Annotated in this window: 19 protein-coding genes; 14 read left to right on the top strand and 5 right to left on the bottom strand. The window is 65.8% G+C overall.

Annotation, left to right across the window (positions count from 1 at the left end; all coding sequences use genetic code 11):
- The first annotated feature begins 15 nt into the window (after positions 1-15).
- The 8 genes from PKE71_RS16605 (at position 16) to PKE71_RS16570 (ending at position 9,141) form a co-directional block, all read left to right on the top strand.
- Positions 16-231 (top strand): putative signal transducing protein, encoded by a 216-nt coding sequence (locus PKE71_RS16605; protein ID WP_271188130.1) that lies wholly within the window; start codon positions 16-18, stop codon positions 229-231.
- Positions 228-968, top strand: a complete 741-nt coding sequence (locus tag PKE71_RS16600; protein ID WP_271188129.1) for a tRNA1(Val) (adenine(37)-N6)-methyltransferase — start codon at positions 228-230, stop codon at positions 966-968. Before PKE71_RS16605 ends, PKE71_RS16600 begins: the two co-directional genes overlap by 4 nt.
- Positions 969-1,170: 202 nt before the next feature.
- Positions 1,171-1,350 (top strand): hypothetical protein, encoded by a 180-nt coding sequence (locus tag PKE71_RS16595; protein ID WP_271188128.1) that lies wholly within the window; start codon positions 1,171-1,173, stop codon positions 1,348-1,350.
- Positions 1,351-1,419: 69 nt separating this feature from the next.
- Positions 1,420-2,319 carry a glycine--tRNA ligase subunit alpha gene (locus PKE71_RS16590; RefSeq protein WP_271188127.1) on the top strand — a complete coding sequence of 300 codons (900 nt, stop codon included), beginning with the start codon at positions 1,420-1,422 and terminating at the stop codon, positions 2,317-2,319.
- A 187-nt stretch (positions 2,320-2,506) separates the two neighbouring features.
- Positions 2,507-2,968: a GFA family protein gene (locus PKE71_RS16585; RefSeq protein WP_271188126.1), complete on the top strand. Its 462-nt coding sequence runs from the start codon at positions 2,507-2,509 to the stop codon at positions 2,966-2,968.
- A 12-nt stretch (positions 2,969-2,980) separates the two neighbouring features.
- Positions 2,981-5,188, top strand: coding sequence for a glycine--tRNA ligase subunit beta (gene glyS, locus PKE71_RS16580; protein WP_271188125.1), 2,208 nt, complete (start codon positions 2,981-2,983; stop codon positions 5,186-5,188).
- A 257-nt stretch (positions 5,189-5,445) separates the two neighbouring features.
- Positions 5,446-8,118, top strand: a complete 2,673-nt coding sequence (gene ppdK / locus PKE71_RS16575; RefSeq protein WP_271188124.1) for a pyruvate, phosphate dikinase — start codon at positions 5,446-5,448, stop codon at positions 8,116-8,118.
- Between the two features lie 255 nt (positions 8,119-8,373).
- Complete coding sequence (locus PKE71_RS16570) at positions 8,374-9,141, top strand: cell wall hydrolase (protein ID WP_271188123.1); 768 nt, start codon at positions 8,374-8,376, stop codon at positions 9,139-9,141.
- A 72-nt stretch (positions 9,142-9,213) separates the two neighbouring features.
- Here PKE71_RS16570 and PKE71_RS16565 read toward each other — a convergent pair whose 3' ends face one another.
- The 4 genes from PKE71_RS16565 to PKE71_RS16550 are packed head-to-tail and all read right to left on the bottom strand — an operon-like array spanning position 9,214 to position 14,542.
- Positions 9,214-10,230: a glycosyltransferase family 4 protein gene (locus PKE71_RS16565; protein WP_271188122.1), complete on the bottom strand. Its 1,017-nt coding sequence runs from the start codon at positions 10,228-10,230 to the stop codon at positions 9,214-9,216.
- Positions 10,227-11,087 (bottom strand): 4-(cytidine 5'-diphospho)-2-C-methyl-D-erythritol kinase, encoded by an 861-nt coding sequence (locus tag PKE71_RS16560; RefSeq protein ID WP_271188121.1) that lies wholly within the window; start codon positions 11,085-11,087, stop codon positions 10,227-10,229. The genes PKE71_RS16565 and PKE71_RS16560 overlap by 4 nt, the downstream gene beginning before the upstream one ends.
- Complete coding sequence (locus tag PKE71_RS16555) at positions 11,084-12,811, bottom strand: tetratricopeptide repeat protein (protein WP_271188120.1); 1,728 nt, start codon at positions 12,809-12,811, stop codon at positions 11,084-11,086. Before PKE71_RS16555 ends, PKE71_RS16560 begins: the two co-directional genes overlap by 4 nt.
- 57 nt (positions 12,812-12,868) lie before the next feature.
- Complete coding sequence (locus PKE71_RS16550) at positions 12,869-14,542, bottom strand: electron transfer flavoprotein-ubiquinone oxidoreductase (RefSeq protein WP_271188119.1); 1,674 nt, start codon at positions 14,540-14,542, stop codon at positions 12,869-12,871.
- Between the two features lie 136 nt (positions 14,543-14,678).
- Between PKE71_RS16550 and PKE71_RS16545 the strand changes: the two genes are divergently transcribed.
- From PKE71_RS16545 to PKE71_RS16530, 4 genes are all read left to right on the top strand, one after another.
- Positions 14,679-15,551: a uracil-DNA glycosylase gene (locus tag PKE71_RS16545; RefSeq protein WP_271188118.1), complete on the top strand. Its 873-nt coding sequence runs from the start codon at positions 14,679-14,681 to the stop codon at positions 15,549-15,551.
- Between the two features lie 216 nt (positions 15,552-15,767).
- The gene (locus PKE71_RS16540; RefSeq protein WP_271188117.1) at positions 15,768-16,319 is read left to right on the top strand and encodes a PAS domain-containing protein; all 552 of its coding nucleotides are present in this window, start codon (positions 15,768-15,770) and stop codon (positions 16,317-16,319) included.
- Between the two features lie 11 nt (positions 16,320-16,330).
- Positions 16,331-17,491 (top strand): methyl-accepting chemotaxis protein, encoded by a 1,161-nt coding sequence (locus PKE71_RS16535; protein WP_271188116.1) that lies wholly within the window; start codon positions 16,331-16,333, stop codon positions 17,489-17,491.
- A gap of 79 nt (positions 17,492-17,570) precedes the next feature.
- Positions 17,571-18,707 (top strand): PA0069 family radical SAM protein, encoded by a 1,137-nt coding sequence (locus PKE71_RS16530; RefSeq protein WP_271188115.1) that lies wholly within the window; start codon positions 17,571-17,573, stop codon positions 18,705-18,707.
- Between the two features lie 11 nt (positions 18,708-18,718).
- On the opposite strand, the gene PKE71_RS16525 is transcribed toward PKE71_RS16530, so the two are convergent.
- Complete coding sequence (locus PKE71_RS16525; protein ID WP_271188114.1) at positions 18,719-21,151, bottom strand: bifunctional diguanylate cyclase/phosphodiesterase; 2,433 nt, start codon at positions 21,149-21,151, stop codon at positions 18,719-18,721.
- 85 nt (positions 21,152-21,236) lie between these two features.
- Here PKE71_RS16525 and rnhB point away from each other — a divergent pair, with 85 nt between their 5' ends.
- Together rnhB and PKE71_RS16515 are read left to right on the top strand one after the other, a co-directional pair.
- Positions 21,237-21,842 (top strand): ribonuclease HII, encoded by a 606-nt coding sequence (gene rnhB / locus PKE71_RS16520; RefSeq protein ID WP_271188113.1) that lies wholly within the window; start codon positions 21,237-21,239, stop codon positions 21,840-21,842.
- A 69-nt stretch (positions 21,843-21,911) separates the two neighbouring features.
- Positions 21,912-22,991, top strand: a complete 1,080-nt coding sequence (locus tag PKE71_RS16515; protein WP_271188112.1) for a site-specific DNA-methyltransferase — start codon at positions 21,912-21,914, stop codon at positions 22,989-22,991.
- Positions 22,992-23,128: the final 137 nt, after the last annotated feature.

Genomic DNA, 23,128 nt, shown 5'->3' with positions numbered 1-23,128 from the left:
GGGAATGAAAAGCCCGTGAAAGATGTCCTCAAGACGGCCGATCCGGTGAAACTCTCCTTTGCCCGCGCGGTGCTGCGCGACGCCGGGATCGAGAGTTTCGTGCTCGATGAGGGCATGGCCTCGATGTATGGCGGCGGCATCGAATTCGTGAAGAAACGCCTGTCCGTCATCGACGAGGAGGCCGATCGCGCCCGGCAGCTGATCGACGACGCGCTGGCGGAAAGCGAATGAGCGCAGCGCAGAAGATCACCGAGGACCGGCTGCTGGACGGACAGGTGCTGCTGCGCCAGGGCGCGGACGGTTATCGCGCCGGCATGGATGCCGTGCTGCTGGCCGCGGCGATCGATGCCCGTCCCGGCGAACATCTGGTCGAGTTCGGCTGCGGGGCCGGTGCGGCCCTTCTGTGTGCGGCCTGGCGGATGCCGGGCGTGCGCATCACCGGCTACGAGAAGGACGCCGCCGCGGCCGGACTGGCGCGCGAGAATGTCGCCGCCAACGCGCTGGACGGCAATGTGGAGATCGAGACGGCAGACATCGCCCGCCTGGGCGCCGGGCACGGCGCCGACCAGGTCTTCTTCAACCCGCCCTATTTCGACGATCCGGACGCCCTGCGTGCACCGAAGGAAGGCAAGCGCGACGCCTGGCTGTCGGGCAGCGCGCCCCTGGGCATCTGGATCCAGGCCGCCGCGCGCAGCCTCAACGCCAAGGGTAGGCTGACCCTGATCCACCGCGCCGACCGGCTGGGCGATATCTGTCACGGGCTGGAAAAGAGTTTCGGCTCGCTCGTGATCAAGCCCGTCCATCCGCGCATCGACAAGCCGGCCAAGCGCGTCATCGTCTCCGCCCGCATCGGCGGACGCGCGCCGCTGGTGCTTCTGCCGCCGCTCATCCTGCATGCCGGCGAGCGCCACACCCCCGAGGCCGAGGCCATTCTGCGCGGCCGCGCCGTGGTGGAGATGGGCGGATGATCGCAGGCTCGCCTCTCGTCCTTCCCCTTGACGGGGAAGGTGGGCCGAAGCGGAGCTTCGGGTCGGAAGGGGTGAAACCCGGTGCTTGTCCATCCGGCCACCTCGCCGCCACCCCATCCACCCCGCCTTCGGCGCGGTCCCCCTTCCCCATCAAGGGGAAGGATGGTTGGTCCGGGCGCTTGATAGACCGTATCAGCATCCCATGATCGCCACCGCGCTCCTTGTCCTCCTCGCCGTCATTCTCTGGCTCGCTTTCGGGCGGCGGAAGACGGCCAGCCGCGATGCGGCCGCCGATGCGGCGCGCCGGGCGGTGCAGGCGCGGCTCGATGGCGGTGCTGCGCCGCAACAGGAAGCGCAGCGGGACAGGGACTCCCGTGCTTGATTAGGCGGGCGGGCTTGCCTAGTGTCCGCCCGATTTCTGCCGCGTATTCTTTCGCCGGGACTTTGAGATATGGCCGCCGACACTGCGCCCTCCTTCCAGGAGCTGATCCTGCGTCTTCAGACCTATTGGGCGGGGAAGGGCTGTGCCATCCTGCAGCCCTATGACGTGGAGGTCGGCGCCGGCACGCTGCATCCGGCCACGACGCTGCGTTCGCTCGGCCCGCGCCCCTGGCGCGCCGCCTATGTCCAGCCTTCGCGCCGCCCCGGCGACGGGCGCTATGGCGAGAACCCCAACCGGCTGCAGCATTATTACCAGTTCCAGGTACTGCTGAAGCCCTGCCCGGCCGACATCCAGGACCTCTATCTCGGCTCGCTCGACGCCATCGGCATCGACCGCGACCTGCACGATGTGCGCTTTGTCGAGGACGACTGGGAAAACCCCACCGTGGGCGCCTGGGGCCTGGGCTGGGAAGTCTGGTGCGACGGGATGGAAGTCAGCCAGTTCACCTATTTCCAGCAGGTCGGCGGGCTGGATGTCGACCTCGTCTCCGGCGAGCTGACCTACGGGCTGGAACGTCTGGCGATGTATGTCCAGGGCGTGGAGAATGTCTACGATCTGGACTTCAACGGCGCCAAAGGTGATCAGGCCCTGAAATACGGCGACGTCTTCCAGGAAGCCGAACGCCAGTATTCCGCCTTCAATTTCGAGCATGCCGATGTCGACATGCTGATCGAGTGGTTCAAGGGTGCGGAGAACCAGTGCAAGGCGCTGCTGTCGCTGGACAAGCCCCTGCCCCTGCCCGCCTATGATTTCTGCCTGAAGGCCTCGCACCTGTTCAACCTGGTCGACGCCCGCGGCGCCATTTCCGTGGCCGAACGCGCCAGCTGGATCGCCCGCGTCCGCGAGCTCGCCAAGGGCTGCGCGGAAGCCTGGGTCGCCAGCGAACGCGCGATGCTGGAGCAGGTGTGATGGTGCGGACAGCAAACATCCTTCCCCTTGATGGGGAAGGCGGGCCGAGGCGAAGCCTCGGGTCGGATGGGGTGAATCCCGGTGTTCGCCCTTTCAAGCATCTCGCCCCCACCCCCTCCACCACGGCTGCGCCGTGGTCCCCCTCCCCCATCAAGGGGGAGGATGGAGCTTGTACGGAGGCCGCTTCATGAAACTTCCCCTTCGCGGCGGCTGCCAGTGTGGCGAGGTGCGTTATGAGGTCACCAAACAGCCGCTGACGCTGTACACCTGCCATTGCACGACCTGCCAGCAGCAGTCCTCCTCGGCCTTCGGCATGTCGATGCTGGTCGAGCGCGACGGCTTCCGCTTCCTCAAGGGCGAGGTGGCGGCCTTCGCCATTCCCACCGAGTCAAAATCGAACAAGCTGGGCCTGTTCTGCGGCAAGTGCGGCACGCGCATCGCCAACGACACCGAGGGCCGCCCGGCCCTGTCGCTGAAGGCCGGCACGCTGGACGAGCGCGCCAGACTGCGCCCCGTCGGCCATATCTGGACCCGTTCGGCCCAGGCCTGGATGACGTTCGACGAAAACGCGCTGACCTATGAAAAAGCGCCCGACGACAGTTATTACGCGCTGATGGAGCGCTGGGCGGCACAAGAGCACGCCTCGTAACGGAACCCGATAATGTCCGAACTCCTGTTTGAAATCTTCTGCGAGGAAATCCCCGCCCGCATGCAGCCGAAGGCCGAGGCCGATCTCGAGCGTCTGCTGGGCGAGAAGCTGACGGCGGCGGGTCTCGCCTGGTCCTCGCTGACCACATTTGCCGGACCGCGCCGCTTGGGCCTCGCCATCGACGGCCTGCCGGTGAAGACGCAAGACGTGCGCGAGGAACGCAAGGGTCCGCGCGTCGGCGCGCCGGACAAGGCGGTGGAAGGCTTCCTGCGCGGCGCCGGTGTCGACAGTCTCGACGCCTGCGAGACGCGCGAGGACAAGAAGGGCGAATTCTGGGTCGCCATCATCGAAAAGCCCGGCCGCGCCACCGCCGAAGTGATCGCCGAGGCGATCCCCGAAGTGATGAAAGCCTTCCCCTGGCCCAAATCCATGAAGTTCGGCGAGGACGGCAAGGCCCAGCGCTGGGTGCGTCCGATCCAGCGTCTTCTGTGCCTGTTCGACGGCCAGGTGGTGGATTTCGAGGTCTTCGGCATCCGCACCGGCAACCTCACCGAAGGCCATCGCCGCATGGGCCGCGGCCCGTTCGAGATCACGGATTTTGCGCAATACACGAAAGTGCTGCGCGAGAAGGGCCATGTGATCCAGCAGCGCGAGGAGCGCGAGGCGATCATCCTGGAGGGCGCGCGCACGGTGTGCGCCGAGGCCGGTCTGGAACTGGTCGAGGACCCGGGCCTTTTGACCGAAGTCGCCGGCCTGGTGGAATGGCCGGTGCCGCTGCTGGGCGAGATGGATCCGGACTTCCTGGACCTGCCGCCGGAAGTCATCACCCTCACCATGAAGACCCACCAGAAGTATTTCGCGGTGAAAAAGCCCGGCGAAGCCGGCGTGACGTCGAAATTCGTCGTCATCGCCAACCAGCTCGCGCCCGATGGCGGCAAGGCCATCGCCGCCGGCAATGCCCGCGTCCTCTCGGCGCGGCTCTCCGATGCCCGCCACTTCTGGGATGTCGATCAACACGTGCCACCAGAGTTCGGGGGCGAAGTAACCCCGCTCAGCAACATGGTGGGCCGCCTTGAAGACGTAACGTTTCACGCTGAACTCGGAACAGTTGAAGCTCGGGTTGATCGTCTTACCAGTCTCTCGAAAGCGATCGGGAAACTTGTCGGCGCCGACGAGCACGATGTTTGGACAGCCGCCCACTATGCAAAAGCGGACTTGGTGAGCCAGATGGTTTACGAGTTTCCTGAATTGCAGGGAGTGATTGGGCGCTACTACGCACTTGCAGCAGGAGAAGCCACAGAGGTCGCAGATGCGATCCGTGATCACTATAAGCCACAAGGTCCAAGTGACATTGTACCTAGTCAGGCTGTGTCGATCGCTGTCGCGCTCGCTGACAAACTCGATGCCCTTTTTGGGTTCTGGTTGATTGGTGAAAAACCAACAGGCTCAAAAGATCCGTTTGCACTAAGGCGTGCGGCGCTTGGCGTTATACGAATTGCTCTCGAGAATGGCCTAAAGCTCCCGCTTAGCCGTGTTCTGGAGTTTTCTGGGGCCGCCTACAGAGAGCAATTTCTTGCCGAAGGGCTTCTCGATCTTGAGGCCTATAGCGATGTTTCCGATGAGGATATCGACCGAGCAGAAGCTGGTCGCGTTGCCCATTTGGACGTTAAGCTTCCCGAGATTGTTTCCGACCTCCTCGCCTTCTTCGCCGACCGCCTCAAGGTCCACCTGCGCGACGAGGGCATCCGCTATGACGTGATCGACGCCGTCTTTGCCCTCGGCGATGACGACCTCGTGCGCGTCACGGCCAAGGCGCGCGCGCTGCAGGCTTTCCTCGACACCGAGGACGGCGCGGCGCTGCTGGCCGGGTATAACCGCGCCTCGAACATCGTGCGGGCGGAAGAGAAGAAGGATGGCGAAGGCGCTTTCGAGGGCGAGCTGGAAGCGGGTTATCTCGCCGCCGCCCCGGAAGACCAGGAAAGCGCGCTGATCGCCGCCGTCAACACGGTGAAGGGCGAGGCCCAGCAGGCGCTGGTCGCGGAGAATTTCGAGGCCGCCATGGCGGCCCTGGCAACGCTGCGTGCACCGATCGATGCCTTTTTCGAGCATGTCACCGTCAACAGTGAAGATGCCGCGTTGCGCCGCAACCGGCTTTTCTTATTGTCGCAAATCCGCACGGCCGTCCGCGCCGTCGCCGATTTCGACCGGATTGCAGGCTAGAGGCATCATGCTTTTCATTGCAGACAGCCTTGTTCCAGACCGCCGGCCTGGCGTCCCGCCTCTCCCCCGACCGGGGAGAGGTCCGAGCGCAGCGAGGGGTGAGGGGCGCGCCCGCCAGGGCGCCGCTGAAGACTCTTTGCCTGGCCGCTTTCGCGGCCGCCCCTCATCCGGCCCTTCGGGCCACCTTCTCCCCGGCCGGGGAGAAGAAGGTCGTGGCGCAGGCCACGTCGCACATCTAACTCCGGGAGTTCGATAGCATGAGCGCACAGACCAAATGGGTTTACGCCTTCGGTGGAGGGGACTCGGAAGGCGAAGCCGGTATGCGTGAGCTCCTTGGCGGCAAGGGGGCCAATCTGGCCGAGATGGCCAAGCTGGGCCTGCCGGTACCGCCGGGCTTCACCATCACGACCGAGGTCTGCACCGCCTATTACGAGAATGACCACGCCTATCCGGCCGATCTGGAAGCCCAGGTCGAGGCCTCGCTGGCCAAGCTGGAAGCGACGGTCGGGAAAAAGTTCGGCGATCCGGCCAACCCGCTGCTGGTCTCGGTGCGCTCCGGCGCCCGCGCCTCCATGCCGGGCATGATGGATACGGTCCTGAACCTCGGTCTCAATGACGAGACCGCCGAGGGCCTGGCGAAACTGTCCGGCGACCGCCGCTTTGCCTATGACAGCTATCGCCGCTTCATCCAGATGTATTCCGACGTGGTGCTGGGCGTGGACCATGCCGTGTTCGAGGACATCCTGGACGGGTTCAAGGACGATAACGACTACTCGCTCGACACCGAGCTGTCGGCCGATGACTGGGTCCACATGGTGGCCGAGTACAAGAAGGCCGCCGCGCGCGAGCTGGGCCGCGATTTCCCCGCCGATCCGCGCGAACAGCTGTGGGGCGCCATCGGCGCCGTGTTCGGCTCGTGGATGACCGAGCGCGCCAAGACCTATCGCCGCCTGCACGACATCCCGGCCAGCTGGGGCACGGCAGTGAATGTCCAGGCCATGGTGTTCGGAAACATGGGCGAGACCTCGGCCACCGGCGTCGCCTTCACCCGCGACCCGTCGACCGGCGATACCGGCTATTACGGCGAATTCCTGGTCAATGCCCAGGGCGAGGACGTGGTGGCGGGCATCCGCACGCCGCAATGCCTCACCGAGGCGATGCGCGAAAAGATGGGCGACGACAACCCGTCCATGGAAACCGCCATGCCGGAGAGCTTTGCCGAACTGGCACGGGTGTTCGACAAGCTGGAACGCCATTATCGCGACATGCAGGACATCGAGTTCACGGTCGAGGCCGGGCGGCTCTGGATGCTGCAGACCCGCAATGGCAAGCGCACCGCCAAGGCGGCGCTGAAGATCGCCGTCGACATGGCCTCCGAAGGCCTGATCACCACGGACGAGGCCGTGATGCGCGTCGATCCGGCCCAGCTGGACCAGCTGCTGCACCCGACCCTCGATCCGGAAGGCGAGCGCGATGTGCTCACCACCGGCCTGCCCGCCTCGCCGGGCGCGGCCTGCGGCAAGGTCGTGTTCGACAGTGACGAGGCCGAGGAGCGCCGCAAGGCCGGCGAGAAAGTCATCCTCGTGCGGATCGAGACCTCGCCGGAAGACATTCACGGCATGCATGCGGCCGAAGGCATCATCACCGCACGCGGCGGCATGACCAGCCACGCCGCCGTGGTGGCCCGCGGCATGGGACGGCCCTGCGTCTCCGGTGCCGGCCAGATCAAGATCGACTATGCCAACCGGCAGTTCGCGGTCGGCCGCCGCATCATCAAGGACGGCGAGACCGTGACCATCGACGGCGCCACCGGCCAGGTCCTCTATGGCGAAGCCAAGATGATCAAGCCGGAGCTGACCGGCGATTTCGCCAAGCTGATGACCTGGGCCGACACGCACCGCCGCATGAAGGTGCGCACCAATGCCGAAACGCCGGCCGACTGCCAGACCGCCGTCGATTTCGGCGCCGAGGGCATCGGCCTGTGCCGCACCGAACACATGTTCTTCGAGGCCGACCGGATCGCCGCCGTGCGCGAGATGATCCTGTCGAACGACCAGGACGGCCGCGTCACGGCGCTGGACAAGATCCTTCCCATGCAGCGCGAGGACTTCAAGGAGATCTTCCGCATCATGGGCGAGCGGCCCTGCACGATCCGCCTGCTGGATCCGCCGCTGCACGAATTCCTGCCGCACTCGGAAGAGGATGTGGTGGACGTTGCCAAGGCGACCGGCCTGCCGGCCGACCAGCTTCTGGCGCGCGCCCGCGACCTCGCCGAGAGCAATCCCATGCTGGGCCATCGCGGCTGCCGCCTGGGCATCACCTATCCGGAAATCTACGAGATGCAGGCCCGGGCGATTTTCGAGGCCCAGGTTGCCGTCGAGAAAGAGACCGGCTTCCAGCCCCTCGCCGAGGTGATGATCCCGCTCGTGGCCACCGCCGCCGAGCTGTCCATCCTCAAGGCCCGCGTCGCCGGCGTCGCCAAGGCCGTGGCCGAGGAGACCGGCGGCAAGCCGAAATATCTCATCGGCACGATGATCGAACTGCCGCGCGCCGCCCTGCGCGCCGGGGATATCGCCCGCGATGCGGAATTCTTCTCCTTCGGCACCAATGACCTCACCCAGACCACGTTCGGCCTGTCGCGCGACGATGCCGGCAAGTTCCTGAACGACTATCTGGAAGCCGGGATTTTCGAGAAGGATCCGTTTGTCTCGCTCGACCGCGACGGTGTCGGCGATCTCGTGCGCATCGCCGTCGAACGCGGCCGCGCCGAGCGCGAGGGCCTCAAGCTGGGCATTTGCGGCGAGCATGGCGGCGATCCCAACTCGATCGATTTCTGCGAGGAAGTGGGCCTGGATTACGTCTCCTGTTCGCCCTATCGCGTGCCGATCGCCCGGCTTGCCGCTGCCCAGGCCCGGCTGCGCCGGCTCTGACGAGACCGGGTGCAGGCCCGCCATTCCTTTGCGGATGGCCAAGGCAAGGCAAGAAAAACACAAGAGAAATCGGCTCTTCCCTTGCGAGGGGAGAGTCATTTCTTATTTGTAATCGGCGGGTGATATTGACCTGACCGGCGCACGCCCATAGATACGCGCTCCTTATTTCATGAAGGATTCAGTAAGCAGCGGCCATGATAGATTCGGAGAATCTGCAGAGTGATTCGACGAATGGTCAGAACGAACAGTGATCGGATGAATCTGGACGACGCACGCAGCCAGCAGAAGCAGCTCGCGACCGCATTTCACATGCTGGCCGCCCTGGTGCTGTGCGCACTGACCATCCTGGTGCTGAACCTGGCCTCGGCCCGCGCCCGCGAACAGGACGAGACGCTGCAATGGCAGCGCCTGGCCGGCACCTATCTCGCCCGCGGCGATGTCGACACCGACTGGCAGGCGCCGCGCACGCTGCGCATCGCCTCCATCCTGCTCGAGTCCGACAGTGAAGCCGGCGCCATCCTGCGCGCCCGCTCGCTCGACGATCTGCAGACCTTCGACAGCTCGCACTTCTCCACCGCCGCCAATCTGACCTCCGAGGTCGATTGCCTGTCGCGCGCGATCTATTACGAAGCGCGCTCGGAGAGCTTTGTCGGCCAGCTGGCCGTCGCCCAGGTCATCATGAACCGGGTCCGCCATCCGGCCTATCCGAGCACGATCTGCGGTGTGGTGTTCGAGGGCGCCGAGCGGATGACCGGCTGCCAGTTCACCTTCACCTGCGACGGCTCGATGATCCGCGAGCCGCGCGGCCGCTCCTGGCGCCGCTCGCAACTGGTCGCCCAGCACGCCTTCATGGGCTTCGGCCGCGATGTCACCCGCCGCGCGACGCACTATCACACCGTCGCCGTCGATCCCTACTGGAACGACAATCTGGTGCGCACGCGCCGGATCGGTACGCACATCTTCTACCGCTTCCCGACGCGCCGCGAACGCGATGCCGGAATCCTGCGCGAGCGTGATGCCTGATTGTCACCGCAATGGGTGCGTCATGTGCCCCTTATGGTGCACTTGTGTCATAGGGATGATGCACCAATTTCGCTACTGATAGACGTCCAGACCGGCCGCGTCGGCCCGCTTGCGGACCTGGCGATGGAAGATCCAGAAGGCCGCAATCCCGGCCGCCAGGGCCAGCGCATTGATCCAGCCTCCGCCCAGCGCCTGGGCCGCCAGGGCCACGGCACCGCAGCCCGCACTCCACACCGCCCACAGCCCCGCCACCCGGCGATGACTCGCGCCCAGCGCGATCATCAGCTGATAGGCATGCGCCCGGTGCGCCACGAAGGCTGACCGTCCGGCGCGCACCCGTGCGGCCATGGTCAAAAGGACATCACCCAGAAGCGGCAGGATCAGCAGCGGCGCCAGCCAGACCGTCCCCTCGCCCGACATCCGGGCCCAGAACAGCGCCAGTCCGGCAAAGACGACCGCCATCCCCAGCGCCCCTGCATCGCCGCAGAACAGGCGTCCGCGCGCGCCGGCCAGCGGCGCATTCCACACGGCAAACCCGGCCATTGCGCCTGCCACGCCAAACGCTGCCACGGCGACACTGCCCCCGGCCAGAACACCCAGCGCCAGCGCAGCCGGGATCAGGACCGCGGCGATCAGCCCGTCCGACCCGTCCATGAAATTGACCGCATTCGCGGTGGTGAAAATCCACAGCGCCGAGCCGGCCAGTCCGACGAGCCAGGGCAAGGCAATCCCCAGCTCGGTGACCGGTCCTGCCATGCCGGCAACGGCAATCGAGACCAGGGCCAGAACCATGAATTTGAGCGTCTCGGACAGGGTGACCAGATCGTCCAGCAGACCCAGCGCAGCCGCGATCCCGCCGCCCAGCGCAATCCCGGCCAGCGCTGCGCCGGTTGCCGGACTGCCAGCGTCCAGCAGCGCCCAGGCCGAAAACACGCCCGCCATCGCGCCCAGCCCGCCGCCGCGCGGTGTCGGACTGTCGTGATTGGAGCGCGCATTGGGCCGGTCGATAATGCCGGCCCGCAGCATGACACCCGCCACGATCAGCGCCACGAGAAAAGCCGTCAGGGCAGAGACAAGCCCCGCCATCATGCCGGCATCTCCGGCGCTCCCAGGGTCACCGCCTGCGCGAAACCGGGATAGGCCCCGGCGGCGCTTTCCGCCTCGTCCAGCGTGTCGAACAGGGCAAAACAGCTGGCGCCCGATCCGGTCATCCGCGCCAGCCAGGCGCCGGGCCGGGCGTGCAGCCATTCCAGCGTATCGCCGATCGCGCCTTCCCGGCCGATCGCGACGGCTTCCAGATCATTGGCCTCACCAGCCAGCCAGCCCGCCAGATCGCCCTGATACCAGGGGCCGTGCGCAAGCGGTCCGGGATCCCGGCTGTCGAAGGCGACAAAGACCGGTCCCGTCGGGACAGCCACGCCGGGATTGACGATGACAGCCGGCAGGCCCGGCCCGATCTCGACCATCTCGATCCATTCGCCGATCCCGCGCATGCGCAGCGGCCGGGAGTAGAGGCAAGCCGGCACGTCCGCGCCCAGGCCAAGCCCCAGCTCGGCCAGCCGGTCGAGCGGCCAGTCCAGCTTCCAGAACCGGTTGAGCGCGCGCAGCGTCGCAGCCGCATCCGCCGATCCGCCACCCAGCCCGGCTTCCACCGGAATCGCCTTGTGCAGATGAATGCGCGCCGCGCGATCAAGACCGGCCGCGCGCTGCAGGGCGACGGCGGCCTTCATGACAAGATTGTCGTGCCCGCCGGAGAGCCGCCGCGAGGGTTCGCCCGACATGGTCAGCAGGAAGGCCGGGCTGTCATCGACGCGGATTTCGTCGCCCCAGTCGGCAAAGACGACAAGGCTGTCGAGGGGGTGATAGCCGTCCGCCCGGGCCCGTCCGACCCGGAGGGTGAGGTTGACCTTCGCCGGTGCGAATTCCCGGACTTCGCCCGGGCTCACGGCTCCGGCACCTCGGCGGGATCGGCCGGTGCGTCGCCATTGGCGGCATAGACAGGCGTGTGTTCCGGCGGCTGACCGTGCTCGAGGCGGTATTCCAGCCCCTCGCGCTGCTCGTCCGTGGGACCGAGATCGATGGCCCGGCGCCACTGGAAGCCCGCTTCCAGCCGGCGGCCGACCTGCCAGTAGGCATCGCCGAGATGGTAATTGGCCGTCGCGCTGCCCGGATTGAGTTCTGCTGCCCGCTCCAGCTCCTGCACCGCCAGATCGTAATGGCCCAGCTGGTAGTAGGCCCAGCCCAGGCTGTCGATCACATTGCCGTTCTCCGGCGCCATGTCGGCGGCCTGCGCGATCATCTCGAAAGCTTCGTCGACCCGCTCGCCGCGATCGATCCACATATAGCCCAGATCGTTGAGCACGGTGGACTGGCCCGGGGCCAGTTCCAGCGCGGCGAGATATTCGGCCTCGGCAGCCTCCCAGTTGTCCAGCATCAGAAAGCAGGACGCCCGGAAATAGTGATAGCGCCAGTCGTCCGGCAGGCCCTGCTCGCGGTTGAGCGCCATCGCCTCGCCATAGAGATCGACCGCTGCCGCCCATTCGCCCGAGATCCGGGACATGTCGGCGTAGAGCAGGATGGCCTCTGCGGCTCCCGTCCGCTCGGCAAGGTCGCGCGCAGCAGCATGGGCTGCCTCGATCCGGCCCAGCGTCGCCATCAGCACGATCCGGTCGATCTGCGCACCCAAGCGGAACGGACCTTCGGGAACCGAGGCATATTCTGCCAGGGCGAGATCATGCAGTCCGATCCGGTCGAGCGAGCCGGCCAGCACGATGTGCAGAGGCGCGAGGTCCGGATCCATTCGCTGAACCATGCGCATGTAGATGATGGTGAGATCCATGTCGGCCTGGGCCGCCAGATCGGCCGTCGGCCCCAGCACGGCGCGGGCGGCCAGTCCCGGAATGTCCGGCCGGCGCGGCGCCCTCCGGCCCTGGCTGGCGGTCTCGTAGAGCGCCTGGATGCTGGCCTCGTTCGGATCGTCTTCCAGATAGGTCTCGAACAGGGTCGCGGCCTCGGCGCGGCGCCCCTCGCGCATCAGGAAGCCGCCATACATTTCCGTCGACAGGCGGCGGAAGGTCGAGGTGAAAACCGCCGAACGGTAAGCCGCCTCGGCCGCCGCCGGATTGCCCGCGGCCTCGAACAGCATCGCCTTGTGCAGCCACAGATGGGACGCCAGAAAGCCTGGCGCCTGCATATCGCCCACCTCGGTCAGGGCTTCGTCACCCCGGCCTGCGCCCATCAGCGCCCAGTGGCGCAATATGTCCTGGAAGAAGGTATTGTAGGGGCCATAGTCCGGCGCCGCGTCGAGAACGCTCAGGGCTGTCCGATAGTCATGACGCGAGATCCGGTCGGAGGCGCGGAACAGGGTCGCCAGCCGGCTGGGATCGCCCGCCTCGCTTGCCGAGACGGCCAGGGCCGAGGCCCGGTCCAGATCGCCGGCGATGACCGATGTTATGAAGGCCCGGTCGGCGAGCACCGAATTGCCCGGCAAACGGTCGAGCGCCTCGAGATAATAGTCCGCCGCTCCCGCCGCGTCGCGGTTCACGCCGGCATAGCGGGCAGCCAGAAAGGCGCCATAGGCCGAGGTTTCCTCCTCGGCCGGCACGGTCACACAGGATGTCAGAGCCGTGGCCGCGAGCAGTGCGGGCCAGGCGCGCAGGATGCTTGTCATGGCGTCATGCTCGCTCCGCACCGCCCGGTGCGCAAGGCCTGATGGCTGTGAGCCGGATTACATTCCCGCATACATCGGACCGCCGCCGCCTTCCGGCGTGGTCCAGTTGATGTTCTGGTTGGGATCCTTGATGTCGCACGTCTTGCAGTGGACACAGTTCTGGGCGTTGATCTGGAAGCGTTCCTCGCCCGTCGTTTCGTCCTTGATCCACTCATAGACGCCGGCCGGGCAGTAGCGCGCCGACGGGCCGCCATAGACCTCCAGCTCGGATGCCTTCTGAAGGTGCATATCGGCCACCTTGAGGTGAACCGGCTGGTCCTCCTCGTGATTGGTGTTGGAAATGAAGACCGAGGACAGACGGTCGAAGGTCAGTTTGCCGTCGGGCTTGGGATAATCGATCTTGCGGAACTTCTCCGCCGGCTGGGTGCTTTCGGCGTCGGTCTTGCCGTGGCCCATCGTGCCGAAGGGCGACCAGCCGCCGAACAGCGTATTGCACCACATGTCCAGCCCGCCCAGGGCGATACCGATCGTGGTGCCGAATTTCGACCACAGCGGCTTGGCATTGCGCACCGCCTTGAGGTCCCTGGCGACCCAGGAATTCTCATAGGCCGTCTGGTATTCCGCCAGCTCGTCATGCGCGCGGCCGGCACCGATGGCGGCAAACACGCTTTCCGCCGCCAGCATGCCCGTCTTCATGGCGTTGTGGCTGCCCTTGATACGCGGCACGTTCACGAAACCCGCCGAACAACCGATCAGCGCCCCGCCGGGGAAGGCCAGTTTCGGCACCGACTGGAAACCGCCTTCGGTGATGGCACGTGCGCCATAGGAGATGCGCTCGCCACCTTCCAGCACGTCGCGGATGGCCGGGTGGGTCTTCAGGCGCTGGAATTCCTCGAAGGGCGAGATCCAGGGGTTCTTGTAGTTGAGGTGGACGACGAAACCGATCGAGACCAGATTGTCGCCATAGTGGTACATGAAGGAACCGCCGCCGGTGGAATTGTCGAGCGGCCAGCCCATGGTGTGCTTCACCATGCCGGGCTTGTGGTTCTCCGGCTTCACGCGCCAGAGCTCCTTCAGGCCGATGCCGAATTTCTGCGGCTCCTTGCCCTCGGACAGGCCGTAGCGGCCGATCAGCTTCTTGGCGAGCGAGCCGCGGGCGCCTTCGGCAATCAGCGTGTACTTGCCGCGCAGCTCCATGCCGGGCTGGTAGCCGTCCTTGTGACCGCCATCGCGGGCCAGACCGAAATCACCCGTCACCACGCCCTTGATGGCGCCATCTTCCTCAATCACATCGGCGGCGGGGAAGCCGGGATAGATTTCAACGCCCATCGCCTCGGCCTGCTCGCCCAGCCAGCGGCACACATTGCCCAGCGAGACGATATGGCAGCCATGATTGCTCATCAGCGGCGGGAAGAAGAGCGTCGGCAGGCTGATCGAACCGGCGGCGCCGAGCACTTCGAAAATATCCGTCTTAACGGGATCGTTGAGCGGCGCACCCTTCTCGGCCCAGTCCGGGATCAATTCGTTGAGCGCCTTGGGATCGACGACCGCACCGGACAGGATGTGCGCGCCGACCTCGGCGCCCTTTTCCAGCACGGCGATCGACAGCTCCTGCCCCGCTTCGTCGGCGAGCTGTTTCAGACGGATCGCGGCTGACAGACCGGCGGGGCCACCCCCGACGATCACCACATCGTATTCCATGGATTCGCGTTCGATCGGTGCGTCGGTCATCCCAGCTCCCACTCTTTTCTCATCGGTTTCAGCACTGCCCCGCTTGCAGGCCTTCGGTCATACCTTAGGATCGAATACCCATCTAGCGTGTCCGGCTGTCCGGATCAAAGTTATTACGTTGACGTACGCGTAAGCCATGTCCAACCCAGGTGCCACACTCGACCCGCACGACGAAAGGGCTCTCAAGGCCCTGATCGCGTGGTGGGAGGAAGCCGGGATCGAGCTCGATGCTCCGATCCAGCGGCCCCGGCCCGCGCCGGCGGCCGGCGCGGCGCATGACCGGACGGCCGCCTCGGCGACACCCGCGACTGTCCGCGACACGCAACAGGCCGCGCCCCAGCGCACCGCCACCGCGGCGGCGGCACGGGCAGCCGGCTACGGCCAGGCACCCGATGATGGCCCCTCAGCACGCGAACTCGCAGCCGGCGCCTCAACTCTGGATGCTCTGCAGGCCGCCATTGCGCAATTCGAAGGCTGTCCACTCAAGCGCACGGCCCGCAACACGGTTTTCGCCCGCGGCAATCGCGAAGCGCGGATCATGGTGGTCGGCGAGGCGCCCGGCAAGGAAGAGGACGAGCAGGGCCTGCCCTTCGTCGGCCGGTCCGGGCAATTGCTCGACCGCATGTTCGCCGCGATCGGGCTGGGGCCGGACGATCTCTACATCTCCAACATCCTGAACTGGCGCCCGCCCGGCAATCGCACGCCGACCCAGGAAGAAATCACGATGTGCCTGCCCTTCATCGAACGGCACATCGCCCTCAAGGCACCGGATATTCTCGTCGTCGCCGGCGGCATCTCCGCCCAGTCCCTGATGCGGACATCGACCGGGATCACCCGGCTGCGCGGCCAGTGGGGCGAATATGCCTTGCGGGATGCGCAGGGCGAGCCGACCGGCCGGACCATTCCGGTCCTGCCCGTCTTCCACCCCTCCTATCTTCTCCGGCGGCCACCGGAGAAGCGTCTGGCGTGGCAGGACATGCTGGCCCTGGAAGCGCGGCTTGCGGGCTAGAAGCAGCACGCATTCCGTGTGCTGCCCTGTCAATGATTTGAAAAACAAGTGAAAAACGATGGATTTGTGATGCATATCACACTGGTAATAAACTATTATGACCGCCGATCTGCAACCGTTGATTAACCCTAAAACCGCGACGGTCTTCCGCGAAATCTGGCCCCGATCCGGCTTGCCGGGCCCGGCCGTACTCTTGAGCAGGAAGGCTCTTTCCTCATGCCCCGGGACACATATCTCACAGGCGTCGAGCGCCGGTTCGACAAGGACCAGGTCATCGTCACGAAGACGGACCTGAAAGGCCGCATCACCTACGCCAACGACATCTTCCAGCAGATGTCGAACGTTACCGAGAAGCAGTCGCTGGGGCAGCCGCACAGTTTTATCCGGCACCCGGACATGCCGCGCTGCGTTTTCAAGATGTTCTGGGAGACGATCCAGGGCGGAAACGAGATTTTCGCCTATGTGATCAATCGTGCCACGAATGGCGATCACTACTGGGTCTATGCCCACGTCACGCCGAGTTTCAACGATGCGGGGGAGATTGTCGGATACCACTCCAACCGCCGCAAACCGGAAGAGCGCATCCTCAAGGAAGAGGTCATCCCGCTCTACACCGCCCTGCGCGAGGAAGAGGCCCGGCACGAGAATGCCAAACAGGGTCTCGCCGCCTCCACCGACAAGCTGACCCGTCACCTGGCCGATCTTGGCCTCGAATACGATGAATTCATCTGCACGCTCGGCCAGGGCCAGCGTCGCGGCGATCGCTAGGAGCCCGTTCGATGTTTGTAACCAAGGAACGCAAGGCCATCCGCCGCGCGGCGGAGATCGTCCGCGCCGTTGCCGAAGGCGATTTCGAAAAGCGCATCATCGGCGTGTCCGACGACCCCGAGATCGCCGAGATGGAACTGGCCATCAATCTTCTGATCGACCGTACCGACGCCTATCTGCGCGAAAGCCAGACCTGCGTTGAATATGTCCGCAAGAACAAGCACTTTCGCCTGATCCCGGAAACCGGGATGGTCGGGTCGTTCCGTAATGCCGCCCAGGCCGTGAACACCACGCTCTTCGGCATCAAGTCCCGGCATGAGAGCTTCATCGAACTGGCCGGAGGTCTGGAAGCACAACTGGCCGACGTCATGGACAAGGTCTCCGAGACGATCGGCTCGCTGCGCGATACGGCGGATCAGCTCTATGCCCGCTCCAGCGACGCCTCGGAGCGCTGCACCAGCGCCGCCGCCGGCGCCGAGCAGGCATCCACGAACATGCAGAGCATCGCCGCCTCGGCCGAGGAGCTCACCTCCTCCATCTCCGAGATCAATCGCCAGGTGGTCAGTTCGGCCGATCTCGCCGCCGGCGCTGTCGAGAAATCGCGCGCCATGAATGCGACGATCGAAGGCCTGGCCGGCGTGACCGGCAAGATCGGCGATGTCGTTCGCCTGATCGAGGCCATTGCCGACCAGACCAACCTGCTGGCGCTGAACGCGACCATCGAGGCGGCCCGGGCCGGCGAGGCCGGCAAGGGCTTTGCCATCGTCGCCCAGGAAGTGAAGACGCTGGCCGGCCAGACCGCCCAGGCGACGGACGATATCAGCCACCAGATCCAGGACCTGCAGCGCACCATGACCGGCGCGGTGTCGGCCAACTCGGTCATCTCGTCCGCGATCGAGGACATCAATACCGCGTGCAATGCCATCGCCGCCGCCGTCACAGAACAGAGCGCCGCAACCAGCGAGATCGCCCGAAATGTCAACGAGGCCGCCGCCGGGACCGGCGAGGTTTCCAGCGGCATCGGTGTGGTTCACTCCGCCACCGAGTCCACCCAGGCCTCGGTCGAAACGGTGATCAGCTCGACCGACATCCTCCTGCGCCAGGAACGCAGCCTGAACGCGCTGCGAGACAATATCTCCAGCTTCCTGGTTGACCTGCGGAAGGTGGGCTGATCCGGCCCGCCTTCCACGTTTTTCAGGGCCCCTGAAAATTTGTTCTTGATTTGTTCTGGTCATGAGTCATAGTGCGCTCATGACCGAGCGCCCAGGTGGCTACGCCCTAAACGCCCCTCAGGCGGCCCCCTCTGCCGGATCCCCCACCGCCCCGGGGGCCGGCGTCCGGGGCCGGGGCGCTCGGTCTAACGCGTCCGGCCGGTACGAGGCCTTTGCCCGCGAAGCCTTCGATGACGGATGGACCGAGGCGGATGCGCCGGCGCCGCGCCTGGGCACGACGATCCTGAAGGATGCCTCGCGATCCATCGTCGCGACCAACCGCTCGCCCGACATCTCCTTCGACCAGTCGATCAATCCCTATCGCGGCTGCGAGCATGGCTGCATCTACTGCTATGCCCGGCCCAGCCACGCTTATTGGGGCTATTCGCCGGGCCTCGACTTCGAAAGCGTGATCTTCGCCAAGCCCGAAGGACCGGCCCTGCTGGAGGCCTTTTTCAACCGTCCGGGCTATCGGCCCAAACCGATCGTGATCGGCGCCAATACCGATGCCTGGCAGCCGGTCGAACGGCGCCTGCAGCACACCCGCGAAATCCTGAAAGTCTTCGCCCGCTACCGGCACCCGGTCAGCTTCATCACCAAATCGGCACTTGTCCTGCGCGATCTGGACATTCTCGGCCCGATGGCCGCCGATGGCCTCGCCAAGGGTGCGATTTCCGTCACCACGTTAGACCGGCGTCTGGCCCGGGACATGGAGCCGCGTGCGGCAGCGCCGCACCGGCGGCTCGACGCCATCCGGGGTCTGTCGGAGGCCGGCCTGCCGGTCACGCTGATGATGGCGCCCATCATTCCCGCCCTCAACGACAACGAGATCGAGGCGGTCTTCAAGGCCGGCGCCGAAGCGGGTGCCGTGAACGCCTCCTACGTGCTGCTGCGCCTGCCGCTCGAGATCAAGGACCTGTTCCGCGAATGGCTGCAGACGGCCCGGCCCGATGCGGCCGGACGCGTCATGTCGCTGATCCGCCAGATGCGCGGCGGGCGTGACTACGATCCGCAATGGGGCACGCGCGGCCGCGGCCAGGGCCCGCTGGCCGAACTGATCGTCAACCGCGTGCGCGCTGCCATACGCCGCTACGGCCTGACCGCACCGCGCACCGAGCTCGACTTTTCCAAATTCGAACGCCCTCTCGGCTCCGCCGGTCAGCCGAGTCTTTTCTGAGCCGCGCTAGATCAGCCGCGGTCGCGCAGCAGGTCGCCGCTGCCGCCATTGACCTGGTCGGCAATGGCCTGGCGCTGTTCGGCCGAGAAACTGTCGAAACCGGGCACATGCCCGCGCGAGACCGGCCGCGAGACCAGGAAGCCCTGCAGGACGAGGTCGGGCTGGCAGCCCAGCGCGGCGAGCTCGCCGAACGTCTCGACGCCTTCCACGACGACGCTGATACCCAGCGCCCGCGCCAGATCGATCGTCGCCTGGACGATGATCTGCGCTTCGCGATCGTCCTCGATCCCGGTTATGAAGGAGCGGTCGATCTTGATCTTGTCGAAGGGGAAGGTGCGCAGATAGGCAAGGGAAGAATAGCCCGTCCCGAAATCGTCGATCGCCAGACGCACACCAAGATCCTTCAGCGCCCGCATCACCTGCAGGGCCCGGTCCTCGTCGTCGATCAGCACGCCCTCGGTGATCTCGACCACCAGCCGTCCCGGCTCGAGGCCGGACGCCCGCAGCGCTTGCTGCACACTCAGAACCAGATTGCCCCGGCGGAACTGGGCCGGGCTGACATTGACGGAAACGCGGCGGCTTTCAGGCCAGTTGACCGCCTCCCGGCAAGCCGCGCGCATCACCCATTCGCCCATCTTGAGGATCTGGCCGGTTTCCTCGGCGATCTGCACGAATTCGGCGGGGGAGACATAGCCCCGCTTCTCGTCATTCCAGCGCACCAGCGCCTCGTAGCCGACAATGGCGCCATCGCCGAGGCGGACCTGGGGCTGGAAGTGGAGTTCCAGGAGTTCGTCCTCGATCGCCATGGCCAGATCGGCCTCCAGCAGGCGCCGTTCCTGCAGCATCCGGCCAAGCTGGGGATCGAAACCGCGCACCTGGTTCCGGCCCTGACCCTTGGCGTGATAGAGGGCCAGGTCGGCCTGGTTCATCAGACGGTCCGGGTCCTCGCCGTCGAGCGGGAAGACCGTGGCCCCGCCGGACGCGCTGATATTCAGCGTCAGCTGGTCGATAACCACCGGCACGCCGATATGATCGACCACGCGCTGCGCCGCGCCGAGCACCTCGTCATGGCCGGACACATCCGGCAAAAGGACAGCAAATTCATCGCCGCTCAGGCGCGCCGGAATCGCCTTGTCCGGCAACGTATCGAGCATGCGTTCCGCGACCGTCTTCAACAGCGCATCCCCGGTCGCATGGCCATGGACGTCATTGACTTCCTTGAACCGGTCGAGATCGAAAATCACCACCGCGACCATGGTGTCGTTCTGCCAGGCCAGCTCGATGGCATCGTCCAGGGCCTCGCGGAAACGCAACCGGTTGGGCAGCCCTGTCAGGGTGTCGTGGTGCGCCAGATGGGTCATTCGTGCCCGCACCCGCTCCTCCGCAGAGACATCCCGGAAAACCAGCACGTCCGACGTCTCGCCGCTGAAATCGATCTTGCGCGCCCGCACCTGCACCGTCAGGCCGCCGCCATTGCGCCCGCGCAGGCAACAGGTCACGGGCCGCGTGTCATCAATGTCCGCCAGGGCAGACATCGCAGCCGCGTCGAGCGCCAGCTTGCTGACGGGCATGTCGAGGAGATCGGCGCGACGCAGGCTGAGCATGTCGCAAAGCGGTTCGTTGACCTCGCGCACCAGCCCCTCGCGGACAACGGCGATGCCCTCGAAGGTCGCATCGGCCAGCGCCTGCAGACGCTGCGCCTCGGCCTTGCGGCGGGCGCCGAGGATGACATCCAGCGCCGCTGCGGCCAGACCGACACTGATCACGAAGACCACGGCAAGTGCCACGGTAACGGCCAGCAGTTTGGAAGAGACCGCGGCGTCGTAGAGCACGCCGGGAACGGACGGCACCAGCTGCATCGCCGACATCGCCGTGAAATGCAGGCTTACCACGCCCAGCACCAGCAGAGCGCCCGCGCCCGCAAGCCCGGCAAGGCTGCGGACGCGGACCAGAAGCGTTGCGCTCAAGGCCGCAAACAGCACACCGGCCCCGATGGAAGCCAGCACCAGCGGTGCGTTCCAGACGATGTTTGCACCGACATTCATCGCGTCGATGCCCATGAAGTGCATGGTCGCGATCCCGGCTCCGACGACGGCCCCGCCCAGCGGGGCGCCATAGGCCTGCGGCATGCGCACCGCATAGGTCCAGCCGCAACTGGTCACGAAAATGGCGAGCAGGAGCGAGCCGACTGTGCCGAACAGGCCGTATTCGACCGGCACCGGCGCTTCATAGGCCAGCATGGAGACGAAGTGTGTGCCCCAGATGCCGACGCCCGTGACGAATCCGGTCACGATCAGCCACAAAGACTGCCGGTCGTCCGGTGCCGACTGCCCGCGGCGCGCCATCCCGACGGCTGCAAAGGCCGACAAGGCGCACAAAAGGGCGGCAACCGCGACGAGCCGAAGGTCATGTTCGACCGTCACGCAATAAAAAACGCGATACACTCGGCGCCTCGAAGGATCTGCTTTGCCGATGACCCTTTCAGCAAAAGACAAGGATTGCCTTAACGCTGTGGACAACGCTGCAGATATGCTTGTCGCCGGTGTCGACGAGGCGGGCCGGGGGCCGCTGGCCGGCCCGGTCGTGACAGCCGCCGTCATCCTCGATCCGGCGCGGCCGATCGCCGGGCTGGGCGATTCCAAAGCGTTGACAGCACGCCGCCGCGAGGCGCTGGCCCGCGAGATCCGCGACAAGGCCTGGGTGGGGATCGGCATTGCCGAGCCGGCCGAGATCGACCGGCTGAACATCCTTCACGCCACGATGACGGCTATGGCCCGCGCTGTCGCCCGATTGCCCGTGCGGCCCGACCGTGTGCTGATCGACGGCAATCGCGTGCCCGACGGCCTGCCCTGCCCGGCCGAGGCGATCGTGAAAGGCGATGCCCGTGAGCCGGCGATCGGCGCGGCCTCGATCATTGCAAAGACGCTGCGCGATGCCCTGATGGAAGAGGCCGCCCGGCGCTTTGCCGGCTACGGGTTCGAAGGCCACAAGGGCTATCCCAGCAAGCCCCACCGCGAGGCCCTGATGGCCCTCGGCCCCTGTCCGATCCACAGAACAAGTTATGCGCCGGTGCGCGAAGCCCTGCGAATCGCCGGGTTATCCCCAGGTGCGGGCGACTGTGGAAAACTTGATTGATGCTTAACGGCCCGTTAGCCATAGACGCGGGAAAACTTCCCCTCGCAAGAACGAGTGGAGTGGCGTGTCATGGCAGAGTCCCGGATCGACCAGATTCTCGAGGGAGAATGCGTGGAAGTGATGAAGTCGCTTCCCGATGCGAGCGTCGACCTGGTGTTCGCCGACCCGCCCTACAATCTCCAGCTTGGCGGCGATCTGCACCGCCCGGACAATTCCAAGGTCGCCGCGGTCGATAATGACTGGGACCAGATCGGCGGGTTCGACGAGTACGACCTGTTCACCTGGGGCTGGATGGAAGAGGCGCGCCGCGTGCTCAAGCCGAACGGCGCAATCTGGGTGATCGGCAGCTATCACAACATCTTCCGCGTCGGGGGCATTCTCCAGGATGCCGGCTTCTGGGTGCTCAATGACATCATCTGGCGCAAGTCCAACCCGATGCCGAACTTCAAGGGCACGCGCTTCACCAATGCGCACGAGACCCTGATCTGGGCTGCCAAGTCGAAGGAGGCCCGCCCGACCTTCAACTATGCCGCCATGAAGGCGCTGAATGACGGCGTGCAGATGCGCTCCGACTGGACGCTGCCGATCTGTTCGGGCGGCGAGCGCCTGAAAGGCGCGGACGGCAAGAAGGCGCACCCGACGCAAAAGCCCGAAGCCCTGCTGCACCGGGTCCTGCTGTCGACCACCAATCCGGGCGACATCGTGCTCGACCCCTTCTTCGGCACCGGCACCACCGGCGCCGCCGCCAAACGCCTTGGCCGCCACTTCATCGGCATCGAGCGCGATCCGGAGTATCTGGACGTCGCCCGCGCCCGGCTGGCCGCCATCACGCCGGCCTCGACCGAAGCGCTGAACGTCACCCAGTCCAAACGCGCCCAGCCGCGTATTCCCTTCGGCGCCCTGGTCGAACGCGGCCTCGTAAAGCCCGGCGACACGCTCTACTGCCCCAAGGGCCGTCATTCGGCGCGTGTGCGGGCCGATGGCACGCTGATCGCCGGCGACCGCGCCGGCTCCATCCACCAGGTCGGCGCCCAGCTGCAAAGCGCCCCGTCCTGCAATGGCTGGACCTACTGGCACGTCCGCACCAAGCAGGGTCTCGCCCCGATCGACATCCTGCGCGCCGAAGTCCGCGCCACCCTGGACAGCTGAGTTCTCGCCCATCCCGCTCTGTTTTCCCCGGCCTTGTGCCGGGTCCGGCTGAGCCTGCATCTGAAACGCCGCCAGACCCCGGAATAAATCCGGGGAAAGCGGCTCGGTGCTCTTCTTCCCCACCTCGTGGGGAAGTG

The organism is Maricaulis virginensis (genome assembly GCF_027922185.1).
GTDB classification, from domain to species: Bacteria; Pseudomonadota; Alphaproteobacteria; order Caulobacterales; family Maricaulaceae; genus Maricaulis; species Maricaulis virginensis.
This window is presented reverse-complemented; position numbering and strand designations above follow the sequence as displayed.

What these genes read in the sequence shown, in the direction of transcription:
- PKE71_RS16600 (WP_271188129.1), top strand. Translation starts at nt 228, where the DNA reads ATGAGCGCAGCGCAGAAGATCACCGAGGACCGGCTGCTGGACGGACAG.
- PKE71_RS16595 (WP_271188128.1), top strand. Translation starts at nt 1,171, where the DNA reads ATGATCGCCACCGCGCTCCTTGTCCTCCTCGCCGTCATTCTCTGGCTC.
- PKE71_RS16590 (WP_271188127.1), top strand. Translation starts at nt 1,420, where the DNA reads ATGGCCGCCGACACTGCGCCCTCCTTCCAGGAGCTGATCCTGCGTCTT.
- PKE71_RS16585 (WP_271188126.1), top strand. Translation starts at nt 2,507, where the DNA reads ATGAAACTTCCCCTTCGCGGCGGCTGCCAGTGTGGCGAGGTGCGTTAT.
- glyS (WP_271188125.1), top strand. Translation starts at nt 2,981, where the DNA reads ATGTCCGAACTCCTGTTTGAAATCTTCTGCGAGGAAATCCCCGCCCGC.
- ppdK (WP_271188124.1), top strand. Translation starts at nt 5,446, where the DNA reads ATGAGCGCACAGACCAAATGGGTTTACGCCTTCGGTGGAGGGGACTCG.
- PKE71_RS16570 (WP_271188123.1), top strand. Translation starts at nt 8,374, where the DNA reads ATGAATCTGGACGACGCACGCAGCCAGCAGAAGCAGCTCGCGACCGCA.
- PKE71_RS16565 (WP_271188122.1), bottom strand. Translation starts at nt 10,230, where the DNA reads ATGATGGCGGGGCTTGTCTCTGCCCTGACGGCTTTTCTCGTGGCGCTG.
- PKE71_RS16555 (WP_271188120.1), bottom strand. Translation starts at nt 12,811, where the DNA reads ATGACAAGCATCCTGCGCGCCTGGCCCGCACTGCTCGCGGCCACGGCT.
- PKE71_RS16550 (WP_271188119.1), bottom strand. Translation starts at nt 14,542, where the DNA reads ATGACCGACGCACCGATCGAACGCGAATCCATGGAATACGATGTGGTG.
- PKE71_RS16545 (WP_271188118.1), top strand. Translation starts at nt 14,679, where the DNA reads ATGTCCAACCCAGGTGCCACACTCGACCCGCACGACGAAAGGGCTCTC.
- PKE71_RS16540 (WP_271188117.1), top strand. Translation starts at nt 15,768, where the DNA reads ATGCCCCGGGACACATATCTCACAGGCGTCGAGCGCCGGTTCGACAAG.
- PKE71_RS16535 (WP_271188116.1), top strand. Translation starts at nt 16,331, where the DNA reads ATGTTTGTAACCAAGGAACGCAAGGCCATCCGCCGCGCGGCGGAGATC.
- PKE71_RS16530 (WP_271188115.1), top strand. Translation starts at nt 17,571, where the DNA reads ATGACCGAGCGCCCAGGTGGCTACGCCCTAAACGCCCCTCAGGCGGCC.
- rnhB (WP_271188113.1), top strand. Translation starts at nt 21,237, where the DNA reads ATGCTTGTCGCCGGTGTCGACGAGGCGGGCCGGGGGCCGCTGGCCGGC.
- PKE71_RS16515 (WP_271188112.1), top strand. Translation starts at nt 21,912, where the DNA reads ATGGCAGAGTCCCGGATCGACCAGATTCTCGAGGGAGAATGCGTGGAA.